The sequence below is a fragment of the Kribbella solani genome (genome assembly GCF_014205295.1).
GTDB lineage: Bacteria > Actinomycetota > Actinomycetes > Propionibacteriales > Kribbellaceae > Kribbella > Kribbella solani.
The window spans coordinates 2,014,954-2,040,543 of record NZ_JACHNF010000001.1; the positions used below are offsets into that span (position 1 = coordinate 2,014,954).

Sequence of the window (25,590 nt, forward strand, 5' to 3'; positions counted from 1 at the left end):
AAGAGAGAGGGAGATGAGCGACATGGCAGACATTCAGTCGACTGCCTGGACGCGCCCGCAGGACTGGCTGAGCCTGCTCGCGGGCCTGTACCTGGCTCTGTCGCCACTGTGGGTCACGGTTGACACCACCGGGACCTGGGCGATGTCCGTGATCGGAGGGGTGGTCGCCGTGCTGGCGCTGATCGCGCTTGCCATGCCGGGCGCCTACTTCGACGAAGGTGTCACCGCGGTCGGTGGGGTCGCGGCGTTCATCGCGCCGTGGGTGTTCACCTACACCGACGCGACAGCGGCCGCGTGGACCTCGTGGATCGCGGGTGGTGTGGTGGTTCTCGCCGCACTGGCCGCCATGCCGGCCAGCCGGTCGGTCTACCGCCACGAGCACCACCTCGCCTGACCGCGATCGGCCGGATGCGCCGGCGATCCGGCGCATCCGGCGCGGCCTGGGTCTACGGGGCCGTCGCTTGGCCGCAAAGAGTCGCTTGGCCGCAAAGATCTTTCACGATTCGTGCCCGCGACGGGCTGCCCAGCGCAGCCTGACGTTCTCCTCCCGTTCGGACTCGTCGAGGCGCTGAACGAGCACGGTCAGCTGCTGCTCCAGCTTCGGGATCCAGCGCAGCTGGAGCGCGCGCTGCTGCTGCCGGGTCAGCGCCAGCTCCGCCGACAGCAGGACGACGGCCCGTTGGACGGCCGCGAGTTCGAGCGCCGCCGCCAGCGCCGTACGGTGTTCCCGGATGGCCTGGACCAGAGCCGAACTACCGGCCGGGTACGGTTCCGGGCCGAAGGTCACGCCGACACCGGCCGGGTGCCTGATGCCCATCGTCACGTCGTACTCGACGGCGACCTCGACAGTTGCCTCCGGCAGCGACGCGAGCAGGGTCCGCTCGCCGTCCAGGGCATTGCTTCGGCGCAGCCACAGCGCCGCCGTCCGCGCCTTGCGTTCGAAGTCCTCGGCGGCGCGGCCCGCCACCAGCTCGAGCCGCTCGCATTCGACGGCGAGAGCACGCTGCTTGCGATCCAGCAGTTCCACCGCCCGCCGGGCCGTCGCCAGCCGGGCGGTGAGGACGAGACGCCCCGACCTTCCGCTGTTCATCGGTCCCCCAGATGCTCGTCCAGCAAGGCTTCCGAAACCATCGTCAGCTCGCGCCGCGGCAGTACCGACACCGCCGTCCACAGCCGGTCCAAGGTGTCGCCGAAGCCGCGCGCTTCGTCCGTTCGCTGGCGCAGCAGCGCGTCCTCGAGCGCGGTCGCGTACGTCAGATAGCCGCGATCGGTGCCGCTCAGCGCGCCGGTACCGATCAGATCGGCCAGCTCCGCGGCCTGCCGTGCCCGGGCCAGCGCCGCGATGGCCTGCGCGGCGAGCTCAAGATGATCGTCGCGGGTGCGGCCCGGCCCGGCGCCGTGCCGCATCAACCGGGACAGCGATCCGAGGACGTCCAGCGGCGGGTACAGGCCGCGGGCGTGCAGATCGCCGGCCAGCACGATCTGTCCCTCGGTGATGTAGCCGGTCAGATCGGGTACCGGGTGCGTGATGTCACCGGCGGGCATGGTGAGTACCGGCATGATCGTCACGGAGCCCGGCCGCCCACGGATCCGGCCGCACCGTTCGTAGAGCGATGCCAGGTCGCTGTACAGATACCCCGGGTACGCCCGCCGCGCCGGGATCTCCTGACGCGCCGCCGCGACCTCGCGGACCGCCTCGCAGTAGCTGGTCAGGTCGGACATCACCACCAGCACGTGGCTGCCGCCCACGAACGCGAGGTCCTCGGCGATCGTCAACGCGACCCGCGGCGTCAGCAACCGCTCGATCACCGGGTCGTCGGCGCTGTTCAGCACCATCACCAGTTCACCGGCGGCGGCCCGCGGCTCCAGCGCCGTCCGGACGAAGTCGATCTCCGCGTGCGGCAGCCCCATCGCCGCGAACACCACCACGAACGGATCGCCGCCGGCCGACGCCTGCGCCCCGATCTGGGTGGCTAGCTCGAGGTGCGGCAGTCCCGGTACGGAGAAGATCGGCAGCTTCTGGCCGCGGACCAGGGTGGTCAGCGCGTCGATCCCGGAGACCCCGGTCAGCACCGGCTCGCGCGGCGACTCCCGCTCGACCGGATTGAGCGGCCATCCGTTCACCGCGGCCGTCTCCGCGCCGGTGACCGGCGGGCCGCCGTCGAGCGGCTCGCCGCGTCCGTCGCAGGTCCGGCCGAGCCAACCCCGGCCCAGCGGTATCCGGAACGCGCTGCCGCTGAATCGGACGCCGGCTCCCCCGCGCCGCAGCCCCACCGTGCCCTCCAGGACCTGGACGACGGCGAGATCATCGGCCACTTCGAGGACCACGCCATGCCGCTCGCTACCGTCGTCGGCCTTGATCACGGCCGACTCGTCCCAGCCGACGCCACGGACGCCACGCACCACCAGGAGCGACCCTTCCAGGGACCGCACGTCGCCGTACTCGATGTCCGTCATGGCAACGCCTCGAGTGCCGCCATCACGGTGGCACGGCAGGTGGACAGGTCCGGCGCCTCCTCGCGCGCCCGCACCAGCGGGCCGAAGTCGAACTCCTCGATCGCCGCCGCGGCAATCCCCTGATCGATCAGAGCCAGACAGCGGTCGATCACGTCCAGGACGAGCTGCAGCAGAGCCGCGCCGCGCTCGGCGGAGCAGGTCGCGTCGACCGCACTCAGCGCGCTCTGTGCGAGGACGGCGTCCCGGATCAGCCGGCCGCCGAGGATCGTCATCCGTTCCCGGCCGGGCAGCGTTCGGGTCCCGACGATCTCGGCCAGTTCGCTCAGCCGCGCGGCCCCGGCGAGTACGTCCAGAGCACGGGCCCGGCGCGCTGCCCAGCCGGCGTTACCGTGGCCCGCGTGCCAACCGGCCACCGCACCGGCGTCATGCGAGTACGAGGCCGACCAGCTGACCGGGGGATAGTGCCGTGCGTACGCGAGGTCGCGGTCCAGGCACCACACGCCGCGGACGAACCGCTCGGTCGCGGTGGTGACCGGCTCGGTCAGGTCCCCACCGGGCGGCGACACCGCGCCGACGACGGTGACCGCCGCGGTGCGCCCGCCGTGGGTACGGACCCGGCCGGCGCGCTCGTAGAACGCCGCGAGCGACGAGGACAGGTCTGCCGGATACCCCTCCTCCGCGGGCAACGCGCCGGTCCGCGAGGCGAACTCGCGCAGCGCCTCGGCCCACCGCGAGGTCGAGTCGGCGACCACGACCGCGTGGTACCCCATGTCGCGGAAGTACTCGGCGACCGTGATCGCGGTGAAGACACTGGCCTCCCGCGCCATCATCGGCATGTTCGACGTGTTCGCCAGGATCACCGTGCGGTCGATCATCCGGCCGCCGGTCCGGGGGTCGGTCAGCTCGGCCAGATCGCCCAGTACGTCGGCCATCTCGTTGCCCCGTTCGCCGCATCCGACGTACACGATGACGTCCGCGTCGCACCATTTCGCGAGTTGCTGCAGCAGCACGGTCTTTCCGGTGCCGAAACCACCCGGTACGGCGGTACTCGAACCAGCCCCGATCGGGAACAGCAGATCCAGTACCCGCTGCCCGGTCCGCAGCGGCGCGAAGGACTCTTCCCGGGCGGCGAACGGCCGCGGCCGCCGGACCGGCCACTGCTCGAACAACCCGATCTCCGTGGCGCCGATCCGGGCGACCACCTCGTCCTCCGCCAGCTTGCCGGCGCTCGCCACGAACCGCAGCTCACCACCGGCGCCCGGCGGTACCAGCACGCGGTGCTCGATCGAGCCCGCATCGGCGACCGTGCCCAGTACCGCACCGGCCGCAAGCTCTTGCCCAGCCGCCGCACTCGGTACGAACTGCCACCGGGCGGACGACTGCTCCGCGGGGACCAGGGGCTGCGGGGAGAGCCAGATCGGTGCCGACGACAGCGGCCGCAACAGGCCATCGAAGACCCGCCCGAGCAACCCCGGCCCCAGCCGCGCCGACAGCGGGCGCCCGGTGCGGCGAACCGGATCGTCCGTCATCAGCCCGCCGGTGTACTCGAACGCCTGCAGTGTGACCGTTCCGCCGTCGATCGCGACCACCTCAGCCGGAATCCGCCGGTCACTCAGCTCCACCACCTCGTACATCGCCGCGTCCGGTATGCCCACCGCCTCGACCAGCGGCCCGTTGACCCGGCGAATCCGGCCCATCCGCTCTCCGTCCGGCCGCGTCATCGCGTCCACAGCCCGGCCACCTCCGATCCGGATCGAGCCAGCGCGCGATCGGCCAGCACGGGCAGGCTCAGGTCGATCCGCTCGCTGCCGGCGGACGCCACGATGCCTCCGTCCGGGCTCTCCTCGACGGCCGCCCCGGCGCCGAGCTGCCTGCGCGCCGCGTCGATCAGCAACTGGCGGAGGCCGGCGTACTCCGGCGTTCCGGCCAGTGCCGACGCGGCCGTGCGGCAGCGGCGACGCAACTCGTCGTAGAGTTCCCGCTGCGCGAACAGGGCCGACCGCCGGGACTCCCGCCGGGTCTGCGCCATTCGGGCCGCCAGCGACGCGTTGGCGTCGGCCGCCCCGGCCGCGCGCGCCTCCGCCACGAGATGGTCCGCGGTACGGCGCGCCTGATCGAGCAGCTCGTCTCGCTGCGACTCCGCCTTGCGCGACATGTCCGCGGCATCGGCGCGAGCCGCGGCCAGCAAGGCCGCCCGAACCGTATCCAGCGCCGCGCCGGCCCCGGCCGGCGCGACCGCGCGCGGGTCACTCATCGGGCAGCACCACCGTCAGCACGGCTGCTGTGCCGAGTCGCTCCGGACCGAGCGCATCGGCTGCCGCCGCGGTCAGCAGCACGACGCCGACCGCCGCGGGCAGCCTGGACCACTGGAGCCGCACCTCGTCAGGTGTGGTTGCCATCAGCAACCTTGCGCCCGCCAGTCCGTAGCCGGCCGCACGGCTCGGCGCACCGAGGACGGCCACCTGTGTCATCCGGGTCATCAGGGTCATCAGGCCTTCCCCACCAGGATGATCGCGACGATCAGGCCGTAGATCGCGATGCCCTCGGCCAGACCGACCACCACCATCGCACGGCCGAACAGCTCCGGCCGCTCGCTCATCGCGGCCAGCGCGGCCGCGCCGGTGTACGCGACCGCGACGCCGGCCCCGATCGCGGAGCCGGCCATCGCGATCGCCGCGCCGATCAGGGCCGAGCCGTTCGGCTGTCCGGCGGCCTGCGCGACCTGGACGGCCTGGACCGCGGTTGCCGCCGCGTCCGGCCGGCCCGCGGCGACTCCCCAGTCCGCGGTCACGACCGCGATCAGCACCGCGACCGCTCCGGTGAGCAGGACGACATTCAGCACAGCCAGCAGGACCGCCGCCCGCCGATGCCGGCGCAGGAATTCCTTCACGATGTCACCTCCGGTTCGTCCGCGGGCAGCCGCCACGGACGGAACGGCCGCCCGTCCAGGTCGAACACCCGCGAGAAGAGTTCGTAGTACTCGAGCCGCAGCGCCTGGATACCCGCCACCAGCGCCTCGAGAGCGAACGCGACGCCGGTGCCGGCGATCAGCACCAGCACCGCACCCAGCCGCTCCGGCACCGAACCGCCGTTCCACAACGCGACGGTGCCGGTCCAGACGATTGCCCCGAGCGCGGCGTGCGTCAGGCCGAACGCCGCCAGCCGGGCGAACGAGACCACGTTCGATCCCAGCCGGACAACGACGTCGAACAGTTCGACGATCGCCTGCAGCACGCCGGCGCCGCCGCCGTCCGACGCGGCGAGCAGTCCGGCGAACGTCAGCAGCAAACCGGCGATGCCGAGCAGGACCGAGCCGGCCAGCAACCAGTCGCTGCCGAAATAGATGCCCCCGGCAACGCCGCCCAGCGCCAGGAACAGCAACGCCCCGGCGATCCCGGTCCGGGCGTAGAGCGCGTACCCCCAACCGCCTTCACGGTACCGGTTGACGATGCCCAGGGCGTACGCTCCGGCGAGCAGCACCGCCCCGGCACCGATCGCGGTCAGCAGCAACGGGACGGCGTTGTCCACCGGCGACAACCACACCACCGGTACCAGGCCGGTCGGGCCGAACATCTCGCCGTACAGCACACCGAACACGACGCTCGCCGCGCCCGCGCCGGCCAGGAACGGCCACGCCGGCTTGAGCCTGGCCAGCCGGCCGACGCGGCCACTCCGGACGATCACCGCACCGAGCAGCAGCAACAGTCCGTGGCCGACGTCGCCGAACATCATCCCGAACATCGCGACGTAGGCGATGCCCGCGGCCAGCGCTGGATCGACATCGACATACGGCACCGTGGTGTACGTCCCCACCAGCACCTCGAACGACTGTCCGCGGCCCTTCTGCCGCAACAAGGTCGGTGGCTGCACGCCGCGCGGTGACGGAAGCGGTACGGCAGCGCCGCCGACGGGTGCCAGCGCATCCGCCAACTCGCCGAGCTTCGCCGCCGGCGTCCACCCCAGTAGCGCGGTCACCGGTCCGTGCGGGACTGCCTGAGCCGTGCGCCGGCGGAGCTCCAGCTCACGATCCGACCAGTCCGGCCGGCGCTCCGCGACGACCGCCGCCTCGATGTCGGGCCGTAGTGCGTCCAGTTCGACAACGCCCGCCGAACTCACCCGATCGAGCAGTGCCCGTTGGTGCATGCTCGGCACGACCAGCGCGATCCGCTGCATCCGTACCGGCCGGACGGCGTCACGCCATGACCCCGAAGACGTCGAGTGCATCGAGCACCTCCCCCGGGCCGGCGCCGTACGCCGCGTCTCCGAGTGCGACCCGCACCCGCCAGCCGTCAGCTGCCAAGACCGCCACCGCACCCAGAACCGGTGTCACGCCCGGCGTTCCGTCGCGGAGCAGCCGGAACCCGTCGGACTCGATCCGGGCTGCCAGCCTCGCCTCGGCCCGCCAGAGCTCGCCGGGTGTGGCGATGCCGTCCAGGACCCACCGGCCCGGGACCGGCGTCGCGGCGCGCAGGTCCGGGACCGACCGGGCCCGCTCCCAGCCCGATCCGATCAGCGGCGCGGCTGCCCGCACCAGCCTCCCGGCCGGGCCACTTGTTGCTACCAGCAACTGTTTGGCGATGATCAGGACCGCGGCGCCGGTCACCCATTCGGCCGTCTGCGGCGCCGCGGCCACGATCATCCCCAACCAGCGCAGGACCAGGACGTCGTGCAGATTCGCGGCCCAGTCGTCGCCAGGATCACCCCACGGCGAGGCAGCGAGCGCGGATCGCAACTCCACGGGCGACGTGGTGGCAGCGATCCGCGGCCAGGACAGCGCCAGGCTGCCCAGATCCTGGTACGCCGGCCACCGCCCCGCACCAGGCGACCCAGGTACCGCGGCCAGCACCCGGGCGTGTGCTTCGATGTTCATGAGTTCGTAGCGCGCGCCGAGCGCCCGGGCCAGACCGGCCGCGGACCGCGGCAGCCAGCCGGCCAGGACGCGCAACTGCCACAGCTCCACGGCCGCGACCGCCCATTCCACCTCCGGTAGCGTCGTACCTGCTGCTGCCGGACGTGCGTACGTCGTACCCGGGACACCCGCTCGTGCATACGCGGTGCCGTCAAGCAGACCGAGCGCGTCGGCGAAACTCTGGGCCGACGCGATCCGGCGGGCAGCGCCGGCGCCGAGTCGACGGCGGGCCATAGCCTTCGCGCGGACGGTCGCCGCAACCCAGCCCGCGCTCACCGGACCAGCCCTTGCACGTCGGCCCGCAACCGGTCCAGGACCAGTGCGACAAAGTCGTCCATCCGCTGCGAGCCGGCCTGCCGGAGGTCTCCGGTGTCCTCCGTCGCGGTGGCTCGCGTCCGCGCCACCTCCGCATCGCCACGGGCCTGAATCGCCGCGGCGATCTCTGCTCGCTCGCCGACCGCCTGGGTACGCGCGGCGGCCACCAGCGCGGCCGCGTCGGTCCGGGCGGCCGCGACCATGCCCGCGGCCTCGTGTCCCGCGTGGGCACGCACCTCATCGCACTCCGCGATCGTGGCATCGAGGGCCACGAAGACGCCGGCGAGTTCCGCCGGTACGCCGGAGCGCGCGTCCTCCGGTACCCCGACCGGACCCGCGCCACCCGGCGCACCGACCGGACGGAACCGCCACAACCGGTCCAGCATCGTGCTCATCGCGCGGCACCTCCGCGCAGGAGTTTGGCCGCGGTGTCGACGAGCAAGAGGACGATCGCCGCCGCACCGGCCAGCAACCAGCCCAGGGACGACGGCCAGCCGCCACCGAGCAATCGCGCCACCGGGGGCAGGCCGAGGAAGATCATCAGCAGGACGACCTCGATCGAGAGCGCCAGCAGCAGCGGCCGGTTGGTCGTGAAGCCGACTCTGAAGACGGTGCTCCGCTCGCTACGGCACGCGAACGCGTTCGCCTTCTGTGTCAGGGCGATCACCGCGAACGCCGTACCGGAAGCAACCGCCAGCGCGGCGCTGGACGGGTGGGCTCCGAAGTGCCAGCCATGACCGGACAGGATCAGCAGGAACGCCACCATCGTCAGCATTGCCTCGGTCATCCCGAGCAGACCGAACGCCCGGATCAGCAGCCCGCGATCGACCAGCCGACGATGCCGCGCGGGGCCGTCCAGGACCCGGGGACCGGGCCGTTCGACGCCGAGTGCCAGCGCGGGCAGCACGTCGGTGCCGATGTCCAGGGCCAGCACCTGCAGGACGCCGATCGCGAGCGGAATCGACCCTCCGGACAGCGCCCAGGCCACGAACGGAGCGAGTTCGGCCACGTTGTCGGCCAGGTGATAGGTGAGGAAACGCCGTACGTTCGAGAACGTCGCCCGGCCGAGCCGGATCGCGGTCACGATGCTGGCGAAGTGGTCGTCGAGCAGTACCAGGTCGGCACTGGCCCGCGCGACGTCACTGCCCGAGGCGCCCATCGCCACCCCGACGTCGGCCTCGCGCAACGCCGGGGCGTCGTTGACGCCGTCGCCGGTCATCGCGACCACGTGGCCGCGAGCCCGCAGCGCCCGCGCGATCCGCAGCTTGTCCGCCGGCGTCACCCGAGCGACCACGACACCGTCCGCGCGGTCGAGCAGCGCGCCCAGCTGCTCGTCGTCCGCCGGAAGTTCGTTGCCGGTGACAACCAGTCCGTCAGGTCCGAGCAGGCCGACCTCACGGGCGATCACCGCCGCGGTGGCCGCGTGGTCGCCGGTCACGACGGCGATCCGGACACCGGCCTGACGGCAGGTCGTCAACGCCGTGTGCACATCGGTTCGCGGCGGGTCCTCCAGCCCGACGACGGCCAGCAGCTCGAGGGCGCCCGGCGCCAGCCGCAGCCGGCCGTCCCGGACCAGCACTCCGGGCGCGGCCGCCACCGCGAGCACCCGGCGGCCACGCCCGGCCAGATCCTCGACCGCGGCCGCGGCGGCGCCGTTGGCCCGGCAGTACCGCAGCAGCGCGTCCGGCGCGCCGATCACCTGTGTGTTGCCATTGGCAACTACCGCGCTGTGCCTGGTCTCGCTGCTGAAGGTCACCCGGTGGCTGATCGCGTCCGGGTCGACGGCCGGTACGCCGAGCCGACGGGCCAGTACGTCGAGAGCGACCTCCATCGGATCGCCCTCCGCGATCCATCGGTCCTTGGACCGGACCGCCCGGCCCCGGATGCAGGCGATCGCCGATGCCGCGGCGCGGGCCGCCGCCTCGATCGCCGCCGGTTCCCCCGCGGCGGTACCCTGCGGGTCGTAGCCGTGCCCGTTCAGCGTGACCCGCCCGCGCGGGGTCCAGACCTCGAGGACCTCCATCTGGTTCATCGTCAGCGTTCCGGTCTTGTCGGTGCAGACGTACGTGGTGGCGCCGAGCGTCTCGACCGCGTCCAGCCGCCGGACCAGGGCATTGCCGTGCGCCATCCGCTGCGCGCCGCGGGCCAGCGACAAGGTCACGGTCGGCAGCAGGCCTTCGGGCACCAGGGCGACCATCACTCCGACGCCGAACAGGAACGCCTCGGTCAGGCGGAGGCCGAGCAGCATCGAGACCGCGGTCAGCGACACGCCGACCGCTACCGCGATCACCGCGATCACCCGGATCAGCCGATGCAGTTCGACGGTCAACGGGCTGGCCGGACGCCGCGCACTCTCGGTCAGCGACTGGATACCCGCCAGCCGGGTCTGCCCGGCCACCGCGGTCACGACCGCCTCGGCCTCGCCCTGGACGACGAACGTCCCGGCGTACACCTGGGCGCCGGCCGCCGGCCGGACCGGGACCGATTCGCCGGTCAGCATCGACTCGTCCACCGCGAGCGCGTGCACCGTGTCCAGACGCAGGTCCGCCGAAACCCGATCGCCCGCGCTCAGCAGGACGAGATCGTCACGAACCAGCCGCGTGGCGTCGATACTGCTGACCTGACCGTCCCGGATCACCTGCACCTTGGCCGGCAGCAGGTCGCGCAACCGCTCGGCGGCCCGGTCGGCGCGGTACTCCTGCGCGAACGCGAAGACGCCGTTCAAGATGATGATCAGCACGATCGCGATCGCCAGCGGGGCGAGTCCGCCGGCCAGCGCCAGCACCGCCGCCACCCACAACATCAGCGCGAACAGATGCGTCAGCTGCCCGGCGAGCAGTTTCCAGGGCGCGGGCCGCCGCGGCGCGGGCAGTTCGTTCGGCCCGTCGGCGGCGAGTCGTCGGACCGCATCCGCTGCCGACAGACCACGAAGGCTCGACGACTGGACGCTGACCATGCCGACAGCCTCGCGGCGCGCGTGGTACCCAGGTCAGGGCCTAACGTCCCGACCTCAGGGCCCGGAGTGCCTGCTCATGCCGGCGCGCCGGATCAGGTCGGAGACCAGTTCCTGGGCCTCGCCGAGCGTCGCGTCCAGGATCTTGAGGCCGGCCTCCAGCTGACCGGCCTCCAGCGACCACCGGGCCGCGGCCATACCCTGCACCAGCGAGTCGTTGATCTCGATCGCTTCCTGATGCAGCAGCGCGCCGGCCTCCAGCTGCCGGCGTTCCGCCTCGGCTTGACGCTGCCGGTCCGACGCCCTGCCCAGCAACAGACCGAGCATCACCAGCGGTACCACCCGGGCTCCCCAGCCGCCGGCACTCAAGGACACGTCCCGCAGTGCCACCCAGCCGATGACGAGGGCGACAGCGGACAGCCCGGCCACCGTCCCGGCGCGCGAACCGAACGTGATGGCGATCAGCGCGACCGGAAAGACGTACAGGAAGAAGTAGTCGTCGCCCGGCTTCCCCGTGAACACGGTCAGCGAAAGCACGCCTGCGGAGAGCGCGATCGCGACTGCGAGGGCCGTACGCGGGTGCAGCCGGAACCACGGATCACGCGGTGCCGGCAAGACCGGAGACCAGGCAGGGTTGGTCATACAGCAAGCTGTAGCCCGTCGCACGGTCCCGGCACAGGGACGAAAGTCCCCATCATCGCGGGGAACTCCGGAGCCACGCCGGTCCCGGTAAGACGGGCCCTTCGGCCCTGCGCTGGTTCGGGTTCGGGCCGTGTACTGGAAGTGGGCGGAGGAAGCCGCGGCAAGCAGGTACGGAGAAACGGACCCCAAGCCGTGCACCGTACAGCTCGGCCCGCTGCATCAGCGGCGGTTGACTTCCTCCGTCCCCCGGCCGGCAGGAGGGCACATGAAGCAGACGATTCGGTTCGGCCGCATCTCAGGCGTGGAGGTCGGAGCGAACTGGTCGCTGCTCGTGCTCATCCTGCTGGTCGCCGACGGGCTTGCGACCGCGGTCCTTCCGCAGCTGGCACCCGGCTATTCGTCCGGCGCGTACTGGACGGCCGGTGTGGTCTGCGGACTCCTGATCGCCGGCTCGCTGTTGCTGCACGAACTCGCGCATTCGGTGGTCGCGCAACGAGCGGGGATTCCCGTTCAGCGCATCACGCTGTGGATGCTGGGCGGAGCGAGCGTGCTCGACGGCGAGCCGGCCACACCCCGGACGGCGTTCTGGATCGCCGCGTCCGGCCCGCTCACCAGTCTCGGTCTGGGCCTGGGCTCGGGGACGATCGCGGTGCTGCTGAATCGCACCGGAGTGCCGGGGCTGATCGTCATGTCGCTGTGGTGGCTCGGAATCATGAACGTCTTCCTCGCCGTCTTCAACCTGCTCCCCGGGCTGCCACTCGACGGCGGCCGGATCCTGCGCGCCGCCCTCTGGTGGCGCTCGGGCGACCCGAACCAGGCCGCGATCTCCGCCGGGCGCGGCGGCCAGGTGATCGGCTATCTCCTCACCGGCCTCGGTTTCGCCGAGTGGCTGAGCGGCTCGCTCACCGGCCTCTGGCTCGTGATGATCGGCTTCGTCATCATCACGTCGGTGACCGCGGAGTCGCGGCTGACGCGGCTGCGGATCAGCCTGGGACAGACCACGGTGCGGGCGGCCATGTCGCAGCCGGAGGTGACGGCGTACGTCGCGATGCCGGTCGAGCGGTTCGTCACCGAAGTCGCGCCACGGACCCGGGAGGCCGTCTTCCCGGTCGTCGACCTCGACGGTGCACCGACCGGCACGGTCGCACTGCACCGGCTGGCGCGGGTTCCGGCCACCCGTCGTGCTTCGACCACGATCGCGGACGTCCAGCGGCCGCTGGCCGACGTACCCGTCGCGCACCCCGACGACCTGCTTGCCGACCTTGTCAGCCGGATGTCACCGGCCCCTGACGAACTGGCCCTCGTCATCGAGCACGACCGGCTCGTCGGCGTCTTCCGCGGGCAGGACATCGCCCGTTTGGTCCACCTCGCGGCCTTCCGCCCAGCGGCACAAGCCACCTGACCTACGGGCGGCGGCGGGATTCGGGTGACGGCTGCGGGTTCGGCGTGGCTGCCAGGTCGTCGTACACCCAGGTCAGCTGGTTGTCGACATCGACCACGCCGTCGATCTCCCGTGTCAGCTTCGCGGCCACCGCGGCCGTACTGCGCTGGTCGACCTCTCCCGACAACGTCACGACACCGTCGTGCACGGTGATCTCGATGCCGAACGGATCGTCCCAGAGCGCGTGCACGACGACATCGCGCCGGATCCGCTGCAGGATCCGGTCGTCCGGCTCCAGGAACGCCTTCAGCAGGTCCGACCTGGTGACGATCCCCGCCAGGACCTCGCCGTCGGCGGTGGTGACGACCAGCCGGGTGATCCCACGCGCCGCCAGCAACCGGGCCGCGTCGGGAATCGTCGCCGTCTCCGCGATCGTCACCGCCGGATGCGACATCACCTCGCCGGCCCGCGCGCCGGCCGCCTTGGACCGGGTCGCGGAGCCCCACCAGCGCAGCAGCCACGGTGACGGCCGGCGCCGGAACTCTTCCTTGCGGAGCAGGTCCGTCTCCGAGACCACGCCACCGATGCCGCCGTACCGGTTGAGTACCGGGACCGCGCTGATGTGATGGGTCGCGAGCAGCGACACCACTTCCTTGTACGGCGTGTCCTCGGTCACCGTGATCACCTCGCGGGTCATCACGTCCGAAACCTTCAACGGATGCCTCATCTCGGCCCTCCTTGTACCTCGTGCCGTCAGCCTGGCTGGTCGGAGCGGAGGTGGCGGGCGTACCAGTCGGGCTCGGGGGTGGCCGGGGTCAGCCGGACCCGGATGTCGACCGCGAAGGCGCCCGCCGGCGTCGCGGCCAGCGGGTTGATGTCGAGCTCGGCCAGCTCGGGGATCACGCCGGCCAGCCAGGCGATGCGGTGCATGACGTCCAGCACGGCCTCCTGGTCGGCAGCCTGGGCCCCGCGGTAGCCGGCCAGCAGCGGCGCACAGCGGAGCGAGTGGAGCATCTCGCGCGCGTCCAGATCCGTGAGCGGAAGACCACGCCACTGCCGGTCGGCCAGGACGTCGGTCAGTACGCCGCCGCTGCCGGCCATCAGCAGCGGCCCGAAGAGCGGATCCCGGACCACGCCGATCGCCAGTTCGGTCCCGGCCGGCGCCATCGCCTGAACCAGCACCCGGGGATCTCCGGCGGCCGCCGCGATCTGCTCGTACGCCTGCCCGAGCTCGACCGCGTTCGCCAGCCCGACCCGTACGCCGCCGATGTCGGTCTTGTGCAGTACGCCGGGCGCGGCGGTCTTCAGCGCGACCGGATACCCGGCCGCCTCCGCCGCCTTGACCGCCTCCGCGCGCGAAGCCGCCGCCCGGACCGCGAGCACCGGGATTCCGGCGCGCCGCAGCAGGCGGCTCGCTTCTTGTGGGTCCAGCCAACCACCCGCGGGTGATCGCCGGAAGAACCGTTCGGCCACCCGGCGGGTGCCGGCCGCGTCGACCCGAGCCAGCTCCGGTACGGTGCCCTGCGGCCGGGCGCGCCACTCGGCGTACCGCACCGCGTGGGCCAGCGCCCGGACCGCGTTTTCCGGGAACGGGAACACCGGCAGCCGCCGGCCGGCCGGCAGTGTGATCTCCGGGGCGGCGTGCCGCGACCCGACACAGTTCACGACGATCGGAAGCTCGGCCGCGTCCGCCGCGGCGGCGATCGCCCGGTAGATCTCGTCGACGTTGCCGGCCCGCGTCGCGGCGTAGTTCACCACCACGCTGTCGACCTCCCCGCTCGCCAGCAGCACTTGCAGGGCCCGCCGCAAGCTGACTGGTGACGCCGCCGCGCCGAGGTCGACCGGATTACCGGTGCCCACCGCTCCCACCTCGGCGAGCTGGTCCTGAACGGCCTGGCTCAGCTCCGGCAGTTCGAGGCCGAGACGCGCGGCCGCGTCGGCGGCCAGGATCCCGGCGCCACCGGCGTTGCCGACGACCGCGACCCGGCGGCCGCGCGGCAGCGGCGGCACGGCGAGGACCCGGGCCGTCTCGACCAGTTCCTCGACGGTGTCCATCCGCAACACCCCGGACTGCGCGAACAGCGCGTCGACCGCCGTCTCCGGGGTGGCGGCGGCCGCCGTATGGGAAACTCCGGCCCGCCGGCCACCGATCGAGCGGCCGCCCTTGACCACCAGGATCGGTTTGGTCCGGCCGATCATCCGGGCCAGCCCACCGAACTTGCGCGGGTTCCCGAACGACTCCAGGTACAGCCCGATCACCGCTGTTCGTGGGTCACCCCACCAGTGCAGCAGCACGTCGTTGCCGCTGACATCGACTTTGTTGCCCAGAGAAACGAATTCGGAGATCCCCAGTCCGGTCCGCCCGGCATGCTCCAGTACCGCGATCCCGACCGCGCCGGACTGTGCCGCGATGGCGAGCGTGCCCGGCGTCGGCGCGACCTCGGCGAAGGTCGCGTTCAGCAGCACGTCCGGTGCCGTGTTCACCAGGCCGAGGCAGTTCGGCCCGATCAGCCGGATGCTGTGCCGGCGGGCGATCGCCAGCAGCTCACGCTGCAGCTCGCGGCCGGTCGCTCCGAGCTCGGAGAACCCCGCGGTCAGGACCACCGTGCCGCCGACCCCGCACTTGCCGCATTCGGTCAGCACGTTCAGGACCTGCTCGGCCGGAACCGCGATCACCGCCAGATCGACGGGCCCCGGAACGGCCGAGATCGACGGGTACGCCGGCACGTCCGCGATCTCGTCCGCATGCGGATTGACGGCGTACGCCGAACCGGTGAAGCCGCCCTTGACGATGTTCCGCAGCAACTCGTGCCCGATGCCACCCGGCTGCCGCCCGGCTCCGATCACCGCGACGGTGCGGGGCGCGAACAACCGTTGCAACGAGCGGTTCTCGGCCGCCCGCTCGCGATCGGCCATCTTCTCCAGGGTCGCCGGATGGTAGGCCGTGTCGAGCACCAGCTCGACCACGCCGCTGTCCAGCTTGCGGACCTGCTCGAAACCCGAGTTGGTCAGCACCCGCAGCATCTTGGCGTTCTCGCCGAGGGTGTCGGCCCGCAAGCGCGCGATGCCGTTCTCGCGGGCCGTCGCCGCCAGCTGCTCGAGCAGCAAGGTGCCGATCCCCCGGCCGTGGACCGAGTCCTGCAGCAGAAAGGCCATCTCGGCCTCGCCCGTCCGCAGCGTCTCGTAGCTCGCGATCCCGACCACGTTGTCGCCGTACTCCGCGACCAGCGCGACGTGACCGTCGTGATCCGTGGCCAGATGATGCGTGTACTCGTCGGCCATGGTCCGGCTGATACCGAAGAAGCGCAGGTAGATCGACTCGTCCGACACCCGCCGGTTCATCGCCGCCAGCGCCGGTTCGTCCTCGTCCCGCACCGGCCGGATCCGTACCACCGACCCGTCCGACGCCAGTACGTCCCACCCCGCGCCCGGCCGGGCGTCCTGCTGCTCGATCGCCGTCATGGCTCTCCCTCCGCCTCCCGTCCACCCCACCTGACGACGGCCACGGCCGGCCAGTGCCGTTGGGGCCCTGCGGCCCGGGACCTTTGCCTCTAGGCCGTCACCGGTGGTCACCAGGACTCTGAGGACCATGGATGCGATCGATCTGGCTCGGTGGCAGTTCGGGATCACCACCGTTTACCACTTCTTGTTCGTGCCGATCACCATCGGCCTGTCGGCGCTCGTGGCCGGCCTGCACACGGCCTGGTACCGCACCGGGAAGATGAAGTACCGGCAGCTCACCCAGTTCTGGGGCAAGTTGTTCCTGATCAACTTCGCGATGGGCGTCGTCACCGGCATCGTGCAGGAGTTCCAGTTCGGGATGAACTGGAGTGCCTACTCGAAGTTCGTCGGCGACATCTTCGGCGCCCCGCTGGCGATCGAGGGCCTGCTCGCCTTCTTCCTCGAGTCCACCTTCCTCGGGCTCTGGATCTTCGGCTGGGACCGGCTGCCGAAGAAGCTGCACCTCGCCTCGATCTGGCTCGTTGCCATCGGCACCCAGCTGTCGGCGTACTTCATCCTGGCCGCGAACTCCTGGATGCAGTGGCCGGTCGGATACACGTACAACAAGGCCTCCGGCCGGGCCGAGCTGCACGACTTCGGTGCGGTGCTGACCAACAAGGTCGCGCTCGTGACCTTCCCACACACGATCGCGGCGTGCTTCCTGACCGGTGGCGCGTTCATGCTCGGGATCGCCCTGTGGCATCTGCTGCGCGGCGGCAAGGAGCGCACCGAGCTGTTCCGCCCGGCGGTCAAGCTCGGCGCGATCACCGTCCTGGTCGCCGCCGTCGCGGTGCTCGTGACCGGAGACATCCAGGGCAAGATCATGACCGAGACCCAGCCGATGAAGATGGCCGCGGCCGAGGCACTGTACGACACGGCCCAGCCGGCCGGCTTCTCGCTGCTGACCATCGGCTCGCTCGACGGGCAGCGCGAGGTGTGGTCGCTGACGGTGCCGCACGGGCTGTCGTTCCTGGCCACCGGCACCTGGAACGGCAAGGTCCAGGGCATCAACGACCTCCAGCAGGCGTACGAACAGCGCTTCGGCCCGGGCAGCTACAAACCGAACATCCCGGTCACGTACTGGACGTTCCGGTTGATGATCCTCTTCGGCGCCCTGTCGGCGCTGATAGCGCTCATCGCGCTGTGGTACATCCGCGCCGGCAGCCGTTCCCCGTCGAAGTGGCTGGTACGGTCCGCGATCGCGCTGCCGCTGCTTCCCCTGGCCGCGAACAGCTTCGGCTGGATCTTCACCGAGATGGGCCGCCAGCCGTGGATCGTGTTCGGCCTGATGCAGACCCGCGACGGCGTCTCACCGACCGTCGGGGCCGGCTCGGTCCTCACCTCGATGATCACCTTCACCGTGCTGTACGGCGTACTCGCGGTGATCGAGGTGGCCCTGTTGCTCCGCTTCGCGAAGGCCGTACCGGCGGCACCCGCCGGTCCGGAGTCCGAGCTCGCCGAACCCGACGCCGCCTTCCTGTACTGAGGAGTCTCCGTGCATCTCACCGACATCTGGTTTCTGCTGATCGCGGTCCTCTGGACCGGCTACCTGGTGCTCGAGGGCTTCGACTTCGGGGTCGGCATGCTGCTGCCCGCGGTCGCGAAGGAACCGGTCGACCGCCAGGTCACGCTCCGGACCATCGGTCCGGTCTGGGACGGCAACGAAGTGTGGCTGCTGGTCGCCGGCGGCGCCACCTTTGCTGCCTTTCCCTTCTGGTACGCCACGCTGTTCTCCGGCTTCTACCTGGCGCTGCTCGTCATCCTGGTGGCGCTGATCGTGCGCGGTCTCGCCCTGGAGTACCGCAACAAGCTGCCCGACGGCGCGTGGCACCGGCGCTGGGACCTCGCGATCACCATCGGCAGCGCGGTGCCGGCGCTGCTGTGGGGCGTCGCGCTGGCCAACATCGTTCGCGGCGTACCCCTGGACGCACAACACAACTTCACCGGCAACTTCTTCACCCTGCTGAACCCGTACGCCCTGCTCGGTGGACTCACCACGCTGGTGCTGTTCGCACTGCACGGCGCGATCTTCCTCGCCCTCAAGACTCATGGTCCGGTTCGCGACCGGGCCCGTGCCCTGGTACTGCCGCTGGGCGGCGCGACCGCGCTGCTGGCGGCCGCCTTCCTGATCTGGACGCAGTCGTACGACGGATCGTGGATCACCTGGACGCTCGCAGTGCTGGCGGCAGTGTGTCTGCTCGGCGGGATCATCGCCTCCCGCGCGGGCCGCGACGGCCTCGGCTTCCTCGGTACGGCGGCCACGATCGTCCTGGCCGCGGCGACGCTGTTCGTCACCCTCTACCCGAACGTCCTGCCCTCCACCACCGACCCGGCCTTCAGCTTGACCACCACGAATGCGGCATCGACGCACTACACCCTGACGATCATGACCTGGGTCGCGGCGGTGTTCACGCCGATCGTGCTGCTCTACCAGAGCTACACCTACTGGGTGTTCCGCGGGCGGCTGACCCGCGACGACATCCCCCAGGCCGCCCGGCAAGCCAGGGCGGCCTGATGCCGGCCGTCGATCGGCGACTGCTCCGGTACACCCGCGGCACCAGGATCTTCCTGGTGCTGTCCGGTGTGATCGGGACCGCGCAGGCCCTCCTCATCCTGCTCCAGGCCTGGCTGCTCGCCGGGATCATCGCCGGCGCCTTCCTCGACGGACTCGACCTCGGCCGGCTCCGCGGCCGGGTGATCGCGCTCGCCTGCGCCCTGCTCGGCCGGGCCGTCCTGTCCTGGGTCGCGGAAGTCGTCGCGCAGCGATGCTCGGCGGCGGTCAAGTCCGAGCTGCGGATGCGGTTCCTGGAGAAGATCACCGCCCTCGGCCCGCGCTGGCTGACCGGCGAGCGCAGCGGCGAGCTGACCACGCTGGCGACCCGCGGTATCGATGCCCTCGACGACTACTTCGCGAAGTATCTGCCCCAGCTCGTGCTGGTCACCGTCGTACCCCTGGTGGTCGCGGCCCGGATGCTGACGGCGGACTGGCCGAGCGCGCTGATCGTTCTCGTCACGCTGCCGCTGATTCCGCTCTTCATGGTGCTCGTCGGGCTCGCCACCAAGGCGGCGACCGCGCGGCAGTGGGCCACCCTGCAGACGCTCGCGCAGCACTTCCTGGACGTGCTCGCGGGCCTCGGCACGCTGAAGGTGTTCGGCCGTTCCCGCGCCCAGGTCGAGACCATCCGCCGGTTGTCCGACCAGCAGCGCCGGACGACGCTCGCCACGCTGCGGATCGCCTTCCTGTCGTCCCTTGTCCTTGAACTCGTCGCGACGCTGTCCGTCGCGCTCGTTGCCGTTTCGGTGGGCCTGCGACTGGTCGACGGGCGGCTCCCCTTGCAGACGGCGCTGCTGGTTCTGATCCTCGCGCCGGAGGCGTACCTGCCGTTCCGCCTGCTCGGTGCGCACTATCACGCGAGCGCGGAAGGCCTGGCCGCGGCGGACGAATTGTTCGCCGTCATCGAGCAGGCCGCGCCGCCGCGAGGCGGTCAGCTCGTGGCTCCGGCCGCCGGGCTCGTCCTCCGCGGTGTCACGGTGCACGGCCGGCCACGGGACTCCGGCCGCCCCGGGGAAGACAGGCTCGACGGGCCCGAGCAGCCGGTGCTCGACGAGGTCTCATTCGTGATCCCGGCCGGGCAGGTGACCGGAATCACCGGCGCCAGCGGCGGTGGGAAGAGCACGCTGCTCGGGCTCCTGCTGGGCACGATCCGTCCGGACCGCGGCCAGGTGCTTGCCGGCGGCATCGATCTCGTCACCGCCGATCCCGGGCACTGGCGGCGGGGCGTCTCCTGGATGAGCCAGGACCCGGTGTTGTTCGCGGGGACGGTCGCCGCCAATATCCGGCTCGGAGACGGTGGTCGTGGCGCCGCCGATGACGCCGCGGTCCGGCGGGCCGCCCGCGCGGCGCGGGTCGACGTACCGCTGGACCTTGTCCTGGGTGAACGCGGTGCCGGCGTCTCGGCGGGTCAGCGCCGCCGGATCGCACTGGCACGGGCGATCCTCCGCGACGCTCCGTTGCTGCTCCTCGACGAGCCGACCGAGAGCGTCGACCCCGGGACCGAGCAGGCCTTGCTCGAATCGCTTCCGGCCGCGTTCGCCGGCCGCACCGTCGTCATCGTCACTCACCGCCCGGCTCTGCTCGGCCTGTGCGACCAGGTCATCCAGCTCGACCGGACGGCGGTACCGGCATGAGTACGTTCCGCTGGCTGACCTCAGTCGTCCGGCCCGAGCTCAGGCGGCTCGCCGCCGCCGCCCTGCTGGGAGCGCTCGCGATGGCGTGCTCGATCGGCCTGATGGCGACCTCGGCCTGGCTGATCTCGCGGGCCGCCCAGCACCCGCCCGTGCTGTACCTGACGGTGGCGATCGTCGCAGTCCGCGCCTTCGGCATCGGGCGCGGAGCACTCCGGTACGCCGAACGGCTCGTCGGCCACGACGCCGCCTTCCGCGTACTGGGCCGGACCCGGGTGCGCGCCTGGATCGACCTCGACCGGGCCGCGCCGGCCGGCCTCGGTGGTACGCGCGCCGGCGACCTGCTCACCCGGGTCACCCGCGACGTCGACGCCATCCAGGACCTGCTCGTCCGCGCCCTGCTCCCGCTCGCGGTCAGCCTGCTCACCGGGATCGCCGCCGTCGCACTGCTCACCGCTCTGCTGCCGGCCGCCGGAGCCGTCCTGCTGATCGGGCTCGCGGTCGCGGGCCTGGGCGCGCCCGTGGCGGCGCTGCTGCTGCCGGCCCGCGCCGAGCACCGCTTCGCGTCGGTCAGGTCGCAGCTCACTACCGACGTCCACGAACTGCTGACCGGCCTGCCAGATCTCACCGCGTACGGCGCGACCGATCAGCGGCTGGGGCAGATCCGGCGGCAGGACGCCCGGCTCACCGGCATTCTGCGCCGCTCGGCGTTCTCCGACGGAGTCGGCGCGGCGGTGGCGAACGCCGCACTCGCGTGCACCGTGACAGGCGAGATCCTGGTCGGTGTCGCCGCGGTCCGCGACGGCCGGCTCGCGGGCGTCGTGCTCGCCGTACTGGTCCTCACTCCGCTGGCGGCCTTCGAGCTCGTCACTCCGCTGCCGGCCGCGGCAACGCACCTGGTCCGTGGCTGGCAGGCTGCTGGGCGGTTGCACGCACTGGCCGGCCTCCCGGCCCCATCAGTTGCCTGGGGCACCGACCCGGTCCCCGCCCAGGCACTGTCCGCGACCGCCGGCGCGCTGTCGGCGAGCCGGCTCATCGTCCGCTGGCCCGGTGCCGCCGCCCCGGCGGTGACCGGTGCCGACCTCGACCTGCGGCCGGGCCGGCGGGTCGGGCTGATCGGGCCGAGCGGCTCCGGGAAGAGCACCCTGGCGGCGGCCCTGATGGGCTTCCTCACGCCGGAGGCGGGCCAGGTCACATTCTGCGGAACCGGCCTGGCCGGGCTCGACGAGGCCGCGTACCGACGGCTTGTCGTGCTGTGCGGGCAGGACGATCACGTCTTCGACGCCACCCTCCGGGAGAACCTGCGGATCGGCCGCCCGAACGCGACCGACGGGGAACTGTTCGACGCCCTCGACCGGGTCCGCCTCGGCGCCTGGGTACGACGGCAACCGGGCGGGCTCGGCACCACCGTCGGCGAGCGCGGCGCCCGCCTTTCCGGCGGCGAGCGTCAGCGCCTCGTCCTCGCGCGCGCACTGCTCGCGGATCCCGCCGTGCTGATCCTCGACGAACCCACCGCGCACCTGGACGGCCCGACCGCCGACGACCTCATCCATGACATCACCCGCGCCACCGAGGGGCGGGCCACGCTGCTCATCACCCACCGCCACCGCGATCTCGAGGCGGTCGACGACATCGTCGGCCTCTCGGAGGAGAACCCATGCACGAACTCACCGGAAAGCCCTTGTCCGCCGAGGAAGCCGCCGATCTCGACGCGTACTGGCGCGCCGCCAACTATCTCTCCGTGGGCCAGATCTACCTGCTGACCAACCCGCTGCTGACCGAGCCGCTGCAGGCTGAGCAGATCAAGCCACGGCTGCTCGGCCACTGGGGCACCACACCCGGACTGAACCTGCTCTACACCCATCTGAACCGGGTGATCCGCCGCCGCGATCTGACCATGATGTACGTCATCGGCCCCGGGCACGGCGGGCCGGCGATCGCCGCCAACACCTGGCTCGAAGGCAGCTACAGCGAAACCTGTCCGGACGTCTCCCGGGACGCGGCCGGGATGGCGCGGCTGTTCCGCCAGTTCTCGTTTCCCGGCGGCATCCCGAGCCACGTGGCACCGGAGCTGCCGGGATCGATCCACGAGGGCGGCGAGCTCGGCTACTCACTCAGCCACGCGTACGGCGCCGTACTCGACAACCCGGAGCTGGTGGTCGCGTGTGTGATCGGCGACGGCGAGGCCGAGACCGGCCCGCTGGCGACCTCGTGGCACTCGAACAAGTTCCTCGACCCGGCGACCGACGGCGCGGTGCTGCCGATCCTGCACCTCAACGGCTACAAGATCGCCAACCCGACGGTGCTCGCCCGGATCGGGGACGACGAGCTGACCCGGCTGCTCGAAGGCTACGGCTACCGGCCGTACCTCGTCGACGGCGCCGAGCCCGAGCACGTACACCAGGCACTCGCCCTCACGCTCGACCAGGCCCTCGACGACATCACCGCGATCCAGCAGGAGGCACGATCCGGCCGGCCGGTGAAACGACGGCCCTGGCCGATGATCGTCCTGCGTACGCCGAAAGGCTGGACCGGGCCGCGCGAGGTCGACGGCGTACCGGTGGAAGGAACCTGGCGCGCTCATCAAGTGCCGCTGGCCGGTGTGCGTACGTCGCCGGAACACCGGCGGATGCTCGAGGACTGGCTGCGCAGCTATCGCCCGGAGGAACTCTTCGACGCCGCCGGCCGCCCGGTGGCACGGCTGCTGCAACAGGTGCCCGCGCACCCGATGGGTGCCAGTCCGCACAGCAACGGCGGACTGCTCCGGCGCGACCTCGAGCTGCCGCCGCTCACCGGATACGCCGTGCCCGTGCGGCATCCTGGCGAGTCCGAGCACGAGCCGACCCGGGTCCTCGGGTACTACCTGCGCGACGTGATGCAGGCGAGCCTTCCGTACCGCAACTTCCGGGTCTTCGGGCCGGACGAGACCGCCTCCAACCGGCTGGACGCGCTGTACGACGTGACCGGCAAGGCCTGGAACGCCGAGGTACTGCCGACCGACGAGCACCTCGCGGTCGACGGCCGGGTGATGGAGATACTCAGTGAGCACACCTGCCAAGGCTGGCTGGAGGGATACCTGCTGACCGGACGTCACGGCTGGTTCTCCTGCTACGAGGCGTTCGTCCACATCGTCGACTCCATGGTCAACCAGCACGCCAAGTGGCTGAAGGTCACCCGTGCACTGCCCTGGCGGCGACCGATCGCGTCGCTGAACTACCTCCTCACCTCCCACGTCTGGCGGCAGGACCACAACGGCTTCTCCCACCAGGACCCCGGATTCATCGACCACGTCGTGAACAAGAAGGCCGAGGTCATCCGCGTCTACCTCCCGCCGGACACCAACACCCTGCTGGCGACCGCCGAGCACTGCCTGCGCGGTACGGACTACATCAACGTCATCGTGGCCGGAAAACAGCCGCAGGCCGACTGGCTCGCGCCCGAGGCCGCCGCGCTGCACTGCGCCCGCGGCATCGGTGTCTGGGAGTTCGCGAGCAACGACGCCGGCGAACCCGACGTGGTGATGGCGTGCGCGGGCGACGTCCCGACACTGGAGACGCTCGCGGCCGTCAGCCTGTTGCACGAGCACCTGCCGGCGTTGAAGATCCGCGTCGTGAACGTGGTCGACCTGATGCGGCTGCAGCCGGCCAGTGAACATCCGCACGGACTGCCGGATGCCGATTTCGACGCGCTGTTCAGCACGGACAAGCCGGTCATCTTCGCGTACCACGGCTATCCCTGGCTGATCCACCGGCTCACCTACCGGCGGACGAACCACGACAACCTCCATGTCCGCGGGTACAAGGAGGAAGGCACCACCACCACGCCGTTCGACATGGTGGTACGCAACGACCTCGACCGGTTCCATCTCGCCCTCGACGTCATCGACCGGGTACCCGGCCTGGCCCAGCGCGCCGCGGACGTACGGCAATGGCTGATCGACCAGCGTGCCCGGCACCACGAATACATCCTCGAGCACGGCGAGGACCTGCCCGAGATCCGCGACTGGCACTGGCGAAGGAGGCCGGCATGACCGGGAGAAAAGTTGTCGTAGGCATCGACGGCAGGCCCGACTGCGAGAACGCGATCCGCTGGGGCGCGGCCGAGGCGGCCGCGCGCGGAGTCGAGCTGCAGCTGGTGCATGCGTTCGTGTGGGCCGAGTTCCGGGTGCCGCTCGGGCCGAGCGACCTGGCGCCGGGGCTGCGGGCCCAGGCCGAGAAGATCGTCGCGGATGCCGTCGAGCTGGCCCGGAGGTGCGAACCGGCCGTTTCGGTGACGGGTCGGTACGTCGATGGCTTCCCGCCGGCCGTACTGCTCGCGGAGTCGGCGACCGCCGGGCTGATCGTGATCGGCAGCCGCGTGACCGGACGTCTGCTCAGCCTGCTGGTCAGCTCGGCGGGCGTCGAACTGTCGGCGAACGCGCTGTGCCCGGTGGTCGTCGTACGGCCTGGTGACGACGCCCTCGCCGGCAGCCGGGTGGTGGTCGGGTACGACGGTTCGCCGGCCGCCGGCGCCGCCGTCGAATTCGGGCTCGCGTACGCGGACCGGCACGACCTCCCGGCCCGGATCGTCGCGGTCCTGGACGGCGAGGACGACGACCACGACCTGCTGGCCGGGATCCGCGCTCACGCGCAGGCCGGCCGGGCCGAGCTGATCGAGGTGGACGGGCACCCCTCGGAGTTGCTGCTCGAATGGTCCGCCGACGCGCAGCTGCTGGTAGTCGGCTCCCGCGGCCGGGGCGGTTTCGCCGGCCTGCTGCTCGGCTCCGTCAGCCAGACCATGCTGCACCAGGCACCGTGCCCGGTCGCGGTCATCCCCCAGGCAGCTCTCGAAGGTCCCGCCTAGCCGCAACGGCCGAAGCCACCCCCGGCACGATCACAGCTGCCGGCGCGCCACCGCTCCTGGTGCAGGCGCAGCTGCTTGTGCAATCGCAGCTGCTTGTGCAATCGCGGCTGCAAGTGCAAGCACAGCTGCTTGTGCGACCGCGGCTGCTGGTCGGCCGGCTCAGATGTCGAGCTCGTGCTCACGCAGCCGGGCCCGGGCGTCGTCGAACTGCTCCTGGGTGAGCTCGCCGGCCGCGAAGCGGCGTTCGAGGATATCCAAGGGTGACGGGAGCCGGACCGGCGGGTGCCGGCGGGACTGCCGGATCATCCGCACCGTCACCCAGCCCGCACCGCCGACGATCAGGAGCCAGAGCACAACCATGATCACGGACCAGAACACCGCGTCCGCCGTCGAATTCATCATCGC

General features: G+C 71.4%; 22 protein-coding genes. 8 read left to right on the plus strand and 14 right to left on the minus strand.

What is annotated here, in order from left to right; all coding sequences use genetic code 11:
- The first annotated feature begins 22 nt into the window (after positions 1 to 22).
- Entirely contained in the window at positions 23 to 394 is a 372-nt protein-coding gene (locus HDA44_RS08975; protein WP_184832877.1) for an SPW repeat protein, read from the plus strand.
- Between the two features lie 102 nt (positions 395 to 496).
- Here HDA44_RS08975 and HDA44_RS08980 read toward each other — a convergent pair whose 3' ends face one another.
- The 11 genes from HDA44_RS08980 to HDA44_RS09030 are packed head-to-tail and all read right to left on the minus strand — an operon-like array spanning position 497 to position 11,276.
- A complete protein-coding gene (locus HDA44_RS08980) occupies positions 497 to 1,090 on the minus strand; it encodes a V-type ATP synthase subunit D (RefSeq protein WP_184832878.1) in 594 nt (197 codons plus the stop codon).
- Positions 1,087 to 2,457: a V-type ATP synthase subunit B gene (locus HDA44_RS08985; RefSeq protein ID WP_184832879.1), complete on the minus strand. Its 1,371-nt coding sequence runs from the start codon at positions 2,455 to 2,457 to the stop codon at positions 1,087 to 1,089. The genes HDA44_RS08980 and HDA44_RS08985 overlap by 4 nt, the downstream gene beginning before the upstream one ends.
- Positions 2,454 to 4,178: a V-type ATP synthase subunit A gene (locus HDA44_RS08990; RefSeq protein WP_184843197.1), complete on the minus strand. Its 1,725-nt coding sequence runs from the start codon at positions 4,176 to 4,178 to the stop codon at positions 2,454 to 2,456. Before HDA44_RS08990 ends, HDA44_RS08985 begins: the two co-directional genes overlap by 4 nt.
- Positions 4,175 to 4,711 carry a V-type ATP synthase subunit E family protein gene (locus tag HDA44_RS08995; RefSeq protein ID WP_184832880.1) on the minus strand — a complete coding sequence of 179 codons (537 nt, stop codon included), beginning with the start codon at positions 4,709 to 4,711 and terminating at the stop codon, positions 4,175 to 4,177. The genes HDA44_RS08990 and HDA44_RS08995 overlap by 4 nt, the downstream gene beginning before the upstream one ends.
- Positions 4,704 to 4,946, minus strand: coding sequence for a hypothetical protein (locus HDA44_RS09000; protein WP_202887277.1), 243 nt, complete (start codon positions 4,944 to 4,946; stop codon positions 4,704 to 4,706). Before HDA44_RS09000 ends, HDA44_RS08995 begins: the two co-directional genes overlap by 8 nt.
- Complete coding sequence (locus HDA44_RS37950; protein ID WP_202887278.1) at positions 4,946 to 5,347, minus strand: ATP synthase subunit C; 402 nt, start codon at positions 5,345 to 5,347, stop codon at positions 4,946 to 4,948. Before HDA44_RS37950 ends, HDA44_RS09000 begins: the two co-directional genes overlap by 1 nt.
- Positions 5,344 to 6,681, minus strand: a complete 1,338-nt coding sequence (locus HDA44_RS09010) for a V-type ATPase 116kDa subunit family protein (protein WP_202887279.1) — start codon at positions 6,679 to 6,681, stop codon at positions 5,344 to 5,346. Before HDA44_RS09010 ends, HDA44_RS37950 begins: the two co-directional genes overlap by 4 nt.
- Entirely contained in the window at positions 6,650 to 7,642 is a 993-nt protein-coding gene (locus HDA44_RS09015) for a serine/threonine-protein kinase (protein WP_184832881.1), read from the minus strand. Before HDA44_RS09015 ends, HDA44_RS09010 begins: the two co-directional genes overlap by 32 nt.
- Positions 7,639 to 8,076, minus strand: a complete 438-nt coding sequence (locus tag HDA44_RS09020; RefSeq protein WP_184832882.1) for a hypothetical protein — start codon at positions 8,074 to 8,076, stop codon at positions 7,639 to 7,641. Before HDA44_RS09020 ends, HDA44_RS09015 begins: the two co-directional genes overlap by 4 nt.
- Complete coding sequence (locus HDA44_RS09025) at positions 8,073 to 10,637, minus strand: cation-translocating P-type ATPase (RefSeq protein ID WP_184832884.1); 2,565 nt, start codon at positions 10,635 to 10,637, stop codon at positions 8,073 to 8,075. The genes HDA44_RS09020 and HDA44_RS09025 overlap by 4 nt, the downstream gene beginning before the upstream one ends.
- A gap of 54 nt (positions 10,638 to 10,691) precedes the next feature.
- Positions 10,692 to 11,276, minus strand: coding sequence for a hypothetical protein (locus HDA44_RS09030; protein WP_184832885.1), 585 nt, complete (start codon positions 11,274 to 11,276; stop codon positions 10,692 to 10,694).
- Between the two features lie 265 nt (positions 11,277 to 11,541).
- On the opposite strand from HDA44_RS09030, the gene HDA44_RS09035 reads away from it, so the two are divergent.
- On the plus strand, positions 11,542 to 12,678 hold the full coding sequence (locus HDA44_RS09035) for a site-2 protease family protein (protein ID WP_184832886.1): 1,137 nt from the start codon (positions 11,542 to 11,544) through the stop codon (positions 12,676 to 12,678).
- A gap of 1 nt (position 12,679) precedes the next feature.
- Here HDA44_RS09035 and HDA44_RS09040 read toward each other — a convergent pair whose 3' ends face one another.
- Positions 12,680 to 13,384, minus strand: a complete 705-nt coding sequence (locus HDA44_RS09040) for a CBS domain-containing protein (RefSeq protein WP_184832887.1) — start codon at positions 13,382 to 13,384, stop codon at positions 12,680 to 12,682.
- Between the two features lie 26 nt (positions 13,385 to 13,410).
- Positions 13,411 to 16,119, minus strand: coding sequence for a bifunctional acetate--CoA ligase family protein/GNAT family N-acetyltransferase (locus tag HDA44_RS09045; protein WP_184832888.1), 2,709 nt, complete (start codon positions 16,117 to 16,119; stop codon positions 13,411 to 13,413).
- 127 nt (positions 16,120 to 16,246) lie between these two features.
- On the opposite strand from HDA44_RS09045, the gene HDA44_RS09050 reads away from it, so the two are divergent.
- From HDA44_RS09050 to HDA44_RS09075, 6 genes are read left to right on the plus strand one after another with little or no spacing between them, the layout of a single operon-like run.
- Positions 16,247 to 17,644 (plus strand): cytochrome ubiquinol oxidase subunit I, encoded by a 1,398-nt coding sequence (locus HDA44_RS09050; protein WP_184832889.1) that lies wholly within the window; start codon positions 16,247 to 16,249, stop codon positions 17,642 to 17,644.
- A 9-nt stretch (positions 17,645 to 17,653) separates the two neighbouring features.
- Positions 17,654 to 18,673, plus strand: a complete 1,020-nt coding sequence (gene cydB / locus HDA44_RS09055) for a cytochrome d ubiquinol oxidase subunit II (protein WP_184832890.1) — start codon at positions 17,654 to 17,656, stop codon at positions 18,671 to 18,673.
- Entirely contained in the window at positions 18,673 to 20,346 is a 1,674-nt protein-coding gene (gene cydD, locus HDA44_RS09060) for a thiol reductant ABC exporter subunit CydD (protein WP_184832892.1), read from the plus strand. The genes cydB and cydD overlap by 1 nt, the downstream gene beginning before the upstream one ends.
- Positions 20,343 to 22,106 (plus strand): thiol reductant ABC exporter subunit CydC, encoded by a 1,764-nt coding sequence (cydC, locus tag HDA44_RS09065; RefSeq protein ID WP_184832894.1) that lies wholly within the window; start codon positions 20,343 to 20,345, stop codon positions 22,104 to 22,106. Before cydD ends, cydC begins: the two co-directional genes overlap by 4 nt.
- The gene (locus HDA44_RS09070; RefSeq protein ID WP_184832896.1) at positions 22,001 to 24,373 is read left to right on the plus strand and encodes a phosphoketolase family protein; all 2,373 of its coding nucleotides are present in this window, start codon (positions 22,001 to 22,003) and stop codon (positions 24,371 to 24,373) included. The genes cydC and HDA44_RS09070 overlap by 106 nt, the downstream gene beginning before the upstream one ends.
- Complete coding sequence (locus tag HDA44_RS09075; RefSeq protein ID WP_184832899.1) at positions 24,370 to 25,185, plus strand: universal stress protein; 816 nt, start codon at positions 24,370 to 24,372, stop codon at positions 25,183 to 25,185. The genes HDA44_RS09070 and HDA44_RS09075 overlap by 4 nt, the downstream gene beginning before the upstream one ends.
- Before the next feature lie 159 nt (positions 25,186 to 25,344).
- Here HDA44_RS09075 and HDA44_RS09080 read toward each other — a convergent pair whose 3' ends face one another.
- A complete protein-coding gene (locus HDA44_RS09080) occupies positions 25,345 to 25,587 on the minus strand; it encodes an SHOCT domain-containing protein (RefSeq protein ID WP_184832901.1) in 243 nt (80 codons plus the stop codon).
- Positions 25,588 to 25,590: the final 3 nt, after the last annotated feature.

Coding starts and splice junctions, on each gene's coding strand:
- HDA44_RS09025 (WP_184832884.1), bottom strand. CDS start 10,637: ATGGTCAGCGTCCAGTCGTCGAGCCTTCGTGGTCTGTCGGCAGCGGAT.
- HDA44_RS09075 (WP_184832899.1), top strand. CDS start 24,370: ATGACCGGGAGAAAAGTTGTCGTAGGCATCGACGGCAGGCCCGACTGC.
- HDA44_RS09050 (WP_184832889.1), top strand. CDS start 16,247: ATGGATGCGATCGATCTGGCTCGGTGGCAGTTCGGGATCACCACCGTT.
- HDA44_RS08980 (WP_184832878.1), bottom strand. CDS start 1,090: ATGAACAGCGGAAGGTCGGGGCGTCTCGTCCTCACCGCCCGGCTGGCG.
- HDA44_RS08985 (WP_184832879.1), bottom strand. CDS start 2,457: ATGACGGACATCGAGTACGGCGACGTGCGGTCCCTGGAAGGGTCGCTC.
- HDA44_RS08990 (WP_184843197.1), bottom strand. CDS start 4,178: ATGACGCGGCCGGACGGAGAGCGGATGGGCCGGATTCGCCGGGTCAAC.
- HDA44_RS09010 (WP_202887279.1), bottom strand. CDS start 6,681: ATGCACTCGACGTCTTCGGGGTCATGGCGTGACGCCGTCCGGCCGGTA.
- HDA44_RS09000 (WP_202887277.1), bottom strand. CDS start 4,946: ATGACCCTGATGACCCGGATGACACAGGTGGCCGTCCTCGGTGCGCCG.
- cydC (WP_184832894.1), top strand. CDS start 20,343: ATGAGTACGTTCCGCTGGCTGACCTCAGTCGTCCGGCCCGAGCTCAGG.
- HDA44_RS09030 (WP_184832885.1), bottom strand. CDS start 11,276: ATGACCAACCCTGCCTGGTCTCCGGTCTTGCCGGCACCGCGTGATCCG.
- HDA44_RS08995 (WP_184832880.1), bottom strand. CDS start 4,711: ATGAGTGACCCGCGCGCGGTCGCGCCGGCCGGGGCCGGCGCGGCGCTG.
- HDA44_RS09035 (WP_184832886.1), top strand. CDS start 11,542: ATGAAGCAGACGATTCGGTTCGGCCGCATCTCAGGCGTGGAGGTCGGA.
- HDA44_RS09070 (WP_184832896.1), top strand. CDS start 22,001: ATGCACGAACTCACCGGAAAGCCCTTGTCCGCCGAGGAAGCCGCCGAT.
- HDA44_RS09045 (WP_184832888.1), bottom strand. CDS start 16,119: ATGACGGCGATCGAGCAGCAGGACGCCCGGCCGGGCGCGGGGTGGGAC.
- HDA44_RS09040 (WP_184832887.1), bottom strand. CDS start 13,384: ATGAGGCATCCGTTGAAGGTTTCGGACGTGATGACCCGCGAGGTGATC.
- HDA44_RS08975 (WP_184832877.1), top strand. CDS start 23: ATGGCAGACATTCAGTCGACTGCCTGGACGCGCCCGCAGGACTGGCTG.
- HDA44_RS09080 (WP_184832901.1), bottom strand. CDS start 25,587: ATGATGAATTCGACGGCGGACGCGGTGTTCTGGTCCGTGATCATGGTT.
- cydD (WP_184832892.1), top strand. CDS start 18,673: ATGCCGGCCGTCGATCGGCGACTGCTCCGGTACACCCGCGGCACCAGG.
- HDA44_RS09020 (WP_184832882.1), bottom strand. CDS start 8,076: ATGAGCACGATGCTGGACCGGTTGTGGCGGTTCCGTCCGGTCGGTGCG.